Genomic DNA, 4,045 nt, shown 5'->3' on the forward strand with positions numbered 1-4,045 from the left:
GCCATGCACATCATGGCAACGTGCTGGCTCGCTTTCGGACCTGGAGCGAATCAAAGATGTGTGTAACAACGAGGGCGGCGACGAGAGATTGTCCATTTGAAAACGCCCGACTTCGCCGCTCGGGTGCATTGGATGGTTCCCCGCATCGTTGGCGACGAACACACGAATCACATTGGTCATCAATCTGGATCGGGACCGGAAAGGAATTTGTGCCAGTCTAACACAGAATCCACCATCGCCTGTCGGTCGACAAACCGCCGACGAACTTGGTCCATGGAAGTGAGATTGATGGCATCAAGTTTTGTTCCGCCATTTTGCTTCCAACGTTGGAAATCGTCGAACTTAGCGAATCGGTAGAAATGAAACGGAACATCGCAATCGGTGCTGCTGCGTTCCGTCTTGAAGAATCCCAAATACACCCAAGTTACGATTTCCAAGTAATCGCGGTCCTCAACCACTGTGCAATTGCATTCGTAGCAGACCTCATTTTCAGAAAACATTGAGTAGTCTTGAATCGTTGCCAGTCAGTCGGGGAACGACCGGGTTCACCGGGCGGGTAGAGATTTGTCAGAGCGAAGCGAACGAGCGACACACGCCCGCTCCGAGTGCAACCCTTGGTTATCCCATCAGTCACGATTGACGGAACACCCAGTTGGCAATGGCCACAAGCCCAACGAGTGCGCACAAACCGACAGCTATAGATGCCGCTGCACAACCGATTACCAGAACCCAGTCAGAAGCAACAAACCCTTTTGTGCAAGGATCAGAGCGGAGCGTGTGAGGCGCGTCAAGTTGAACCAAGATTGAGCGTAGAAAACGGGGTGAATCGTCGAGCGTCCTCGGGCGCAGTGCTACGGGAAATTGCGAAAGCAAGGTGTGATATCCAGCTGCGCGATGTCGATCGACGAAAAGGTCGATTAACTCACGCTGCGAGTCGGTCGGATCATCGACGTAGGTCAGAAGCCAACGCCCGGCTTCCAACCGGTCGCCCATTGCCGAACACGTGTCCACGAGCGCGACAAGTAAGCGGCGATCGTAGGAGTAGTTTGCCAGGCTGGACCGCAGAATCTCTCGGGATCGCCAGTGTTCGCCGCTTTTTGCAAATTGGTGCGCGTTAGAGAGGGTTGCTTCGATCGGCATCAATCAGTGGGATAACGGTAGACATCACGGGGAACGGACGAAAGACTTTCCACTTCAAAAACCGCGCAAGCCGTTCTCCCGTGCATGTCATGGTTCTGTGCTTCCTGGCATCGGCGGAATAGGTAGCCGTCCGTCGGAATACTCCTGCCAGAGCCACTCAATTGTAGCGTCGCGAAAGCCGTCAATCGAGTCGTGCGAAGAAACGTACCCCGCACATCCAATCAGTCCGAAATCGTCCGACACGCACGCCGCAAGATCGTGGTGTTCAGTGGCGTCGAAAACAGCTTTGAACGCCAATTCGCGTAGTGTCGTGGTCGGGATCGGTTCGTTGAGTATGAACCGGATCTTTTCAGTTGTTTTGTGTGCGGCTTGCCATGCCGCGTCAAAATCAGAGGAAGAATCACGCAGGTCCAGCAGCGAATCACAGTCGGCAGAAGCGAACATCTCACGCAACGGAACACCGCCGGAGTCGATGGCACGTTCAATTTCGGATGGGGTGGGTATCACGATTCGTGCACAGAACGTTGGCGATCACCGGGCGGCGGGAGTTCGGCAACCATTTGAAAAAAATTATCCACCGCCGCTCCGTGTGCATCGCATGGTTATCGCAAATTGTTGCGGGCATTGATCGCATTGGGGATCTATCGCTGCCCGAGATCATTTTGGGCACGCCGAAGTCTACGTCTTGGGGCAGATAGTTTATTGCCAAGATAGATCATCAGGGCACCGAAGCCGAGGTAGCAACACAGCGCAGTTATGATTGCAGGAAGGTCATTCAAATAGTCGTTGATGTTCGCATCGGGAAGGTCAAAAGCGAATGCAACAACGGGAATCGCGATAACGATCGCACCAGATATTCGCAAAAGTGAACCGAGCGTGCGTCTCCATGCCGGTGTTTCGACGTCCAGTGGTTGTCCGATATCCGATCCAGATTGGTAAGGGTTTCCGTCGGATATCACGATGCAAACATTATGATTGCGATAACGGTAGGGTTCACCGGGCGGGTAGAGGTTTGGCAGAGCGAAGCGAACGATCGACACACGCCCGCTCCGAGTGCAACCCATGGTTATCGCCGTTTTCAGAGCCATTTGCAAAGGTAGAACTACGACACAGTCTAACATCAGGACCGAGTATAAGCTTGTGATGTGAAGCGGGTTTGGCTGCGTGAAAGACCGCAAAATCGAAGGTCCACAAAACGAGCGCAAATACCCGACCGACGTTCAAGCGGAGTGATCAAAACGGTTGAGTCAGAACAGCCTTCGGCCCTATGGGTGACAGCAACCACCAAACAGATGAGCCAGCGCCGCTGGCGAAATGTTCGCAGGTCAATACTAAGGAGCGATAACGGTGGACATCACGGGGCACGGAGAGTTGACTATCCATTGCGAAAAACGCCGCAAGCCGTGCTCCCGTGCATGTCATGGTTCGCCGACTTCTTCTGTTTCGGGCGGCGTGTAGTCTACCATTTCGTGAGACCATCGCGGGTCACCATCTGAATGTTCGACAGGAGCTTCCGAGATTGAGTGGATGTATCGGTCTACGAGGACATCATAATCGTCGCGTGTTTCGTACGTCGGACGAAAGTCGTCACGCAGTACCCGCAGTTCTGTGAGGACGTCGTCGGCCCTATCGTTCTCAAGTTCGATGATCGTGTTTTGAATAAGGTCTTTTGTTGCTTCGGAGAAGTAAATGTTGGATTGCAGCCGATCAAGCGATCCGACGATCCAAGCAACACCGAATGACATCGCGATCGCACAAACGCCCAACGTGATTCGTGCAGCGCGGTTGTCGTAGAACTCAGCGATCAGCCAAGCGATGGGAAACGCTACGACAAGCAGTAATATCAATTCAAGTACAGGCATGCACCGACGTTGCAGTCACAATCTCGTTGGGCGAACGGTCGGGATCACCGGGTACGGAGAGAAAAGGTAACCATCAGGAAACGCGTGCAAGCCGTACTCCGGTGCATCCCATGGTTATCCGTCTTATGAAACGGGCATAAGGTCTGTCGGCTTGCGACAGTGGTCGATTGTATCGTGTATAGCCGTCTGTGGCACCCGCGCGAGCGGAAAGCATCGACGGGACGTCGCCACCTTGAGTCGAGCATTGCAAGTGCCCCGCAGGGCAGCATGGGGACCGCAGAATCAATGTCGGAAAATCTCCATCTTGGATCGAGTGTTGTAAATACCCCGCAGGGCAGCATAGAGACGGTAGAAACACGGTCGAAAGGTCACCAGTCTGAACTCCGTCGCCTTAGACTACGCAACCCAACTTGGTTTTGGGTCGCGCGAGATGCGTTACAAACCGAGGGCACAGGTCGGCGAACTGCCAGTCGGCACCCACGCACCGAGTCGGATAACGGTTGCCATCACCGGGCACGGAGAGTGATGTATCCATTTGTAAAAACTCGCAAGCCGTGCTCCGTGTGCATGGCTTGGTTATCCGCCGTTGCAAATTCGAGTGCTAGCCGACGGCGTTTGTCGCGATCGCGAAGATAACGTATGCCAGCCAAGCAAGCACGCACAAGGCAATGGCGATTAAAAACAACGAGATCAGAATCATGGCGGTACCGAGGACTGCCCGCTTTGCGCCGCTACGACCGGCAGTCAATAGCCCGGATGCAAACACAAGAACCAGGCCGATCGGAAGCCAAAGGAACGACATTGCGGGAAGCATTGCGACAGGAACCAAGCAGAGTGCAACCGCAAGAAGACCGGTGAGGCCGAGAAGATCACGGACAGAGTACTGTTGCGGCTTAGGATTTGTTCGCGTCAATGTGGTGGCAGGTCGTGGTCAGGATTTGCAGTATCTGTTGAAGTTGCTCAGTCGGATAAAGAATCCATGAAGTCCGTGGTTTGAGGCGAGTCGGCTGGTTACACCTGCTGACCAAGCCGTGATCGTTCTC

Annotated in this window: 5 protein-coding genes; all 5 read right to left on the minus strand. The window is 53.9% G+C overall.

Annotated elements, in window-relative coordinates; translation table 11 throughout:
- Positions 1 to 179: 179 nt before the first annotated feature.
- Positions 180 to 500 (minus strand): hypothetical protein, encoded by a 321-nt coding sequence (locus tag Pla22_RS25080; RefSeq protein WP_007336647.1) that lies wholly within the window; start codon positions 498 to 500, stop codon positions 180 to 182.
- 727 nt (positions 501 to 1,227) lie between these two features.
- Complete coding sequence (locus tag Pla22_RS25085) at positions 1,228 to 1,647, minus strand: hypothetical protein (RefSeq protein WP_146517655.1); 420 nt, start codon at positions 1,645 to 1,647, stop codon at positions 1,228 to 1,230.
- 134 nt (positions 1,648 to 1,781) lie between these two features.
- A complete protein-coding gene (locus Pla22_RS25090; protein WP_146517656.1) occupies positions 1,782 to 2,180 on the minus strand; it encodes a hypothetical protein in 399 nt (132 codons plus the stop codon).
- 378 nt (positions 2,181 to 2,558) lie between these two features.
- Complete coding sequence (locus Pla22_RS25095; RefSeq protein WP_146517657.1) at positions 2,559 to 3,002, minus strand: hypothetical protein; 444 nt, start codon at positions 3,000 to 3,002, stop codon at positions 2,559 to 2,561.
- Positions 3,003 to 3,603: 601 nt separating this feature from the next.
- Positions 3,604 to 3,915: a hypothetical protein gene (locus tag Pla22_RS25100; RefSeq protein WP_146517658.1), complete on the minus strand. Its 312-nt coding sequence runs from the start codon at positions 3,913 to 3,915 to the stop codon at positions 3,604 to 3,606.
- Positions 3,916 to 4,045 lie beyond the last annotated feature (130 nt).

It is taken from the genome of Rubripirellula amarantea (genome assembly GCF_007859865.1).
In the GTDB taxonomy this organism is placed as follows: Bacteria; Planctomycetota; Planctomycetia; order Pirellulales; family Pirellulaceae; genus Rubripirellula; species Rubripirellula amarantea.

Bases quoted from the DNA above. Each gene is read 5' to 3' on its own strand.
- Pla22_RS25080 (WP_007336647.1), bottom strand. From the start codon at position 500: ATGTTTTCTGAAAATGAGGTCTGCTACGAATGCAATTGCACAGTGGTT.
- Pla22_RS25095 (WP_146517657.1), bottom strand. From the start codon at position 3,002: ATGCCTGTACTTGAATTGATATTACTGCTTGTCGTAGCGTTTCCCATC.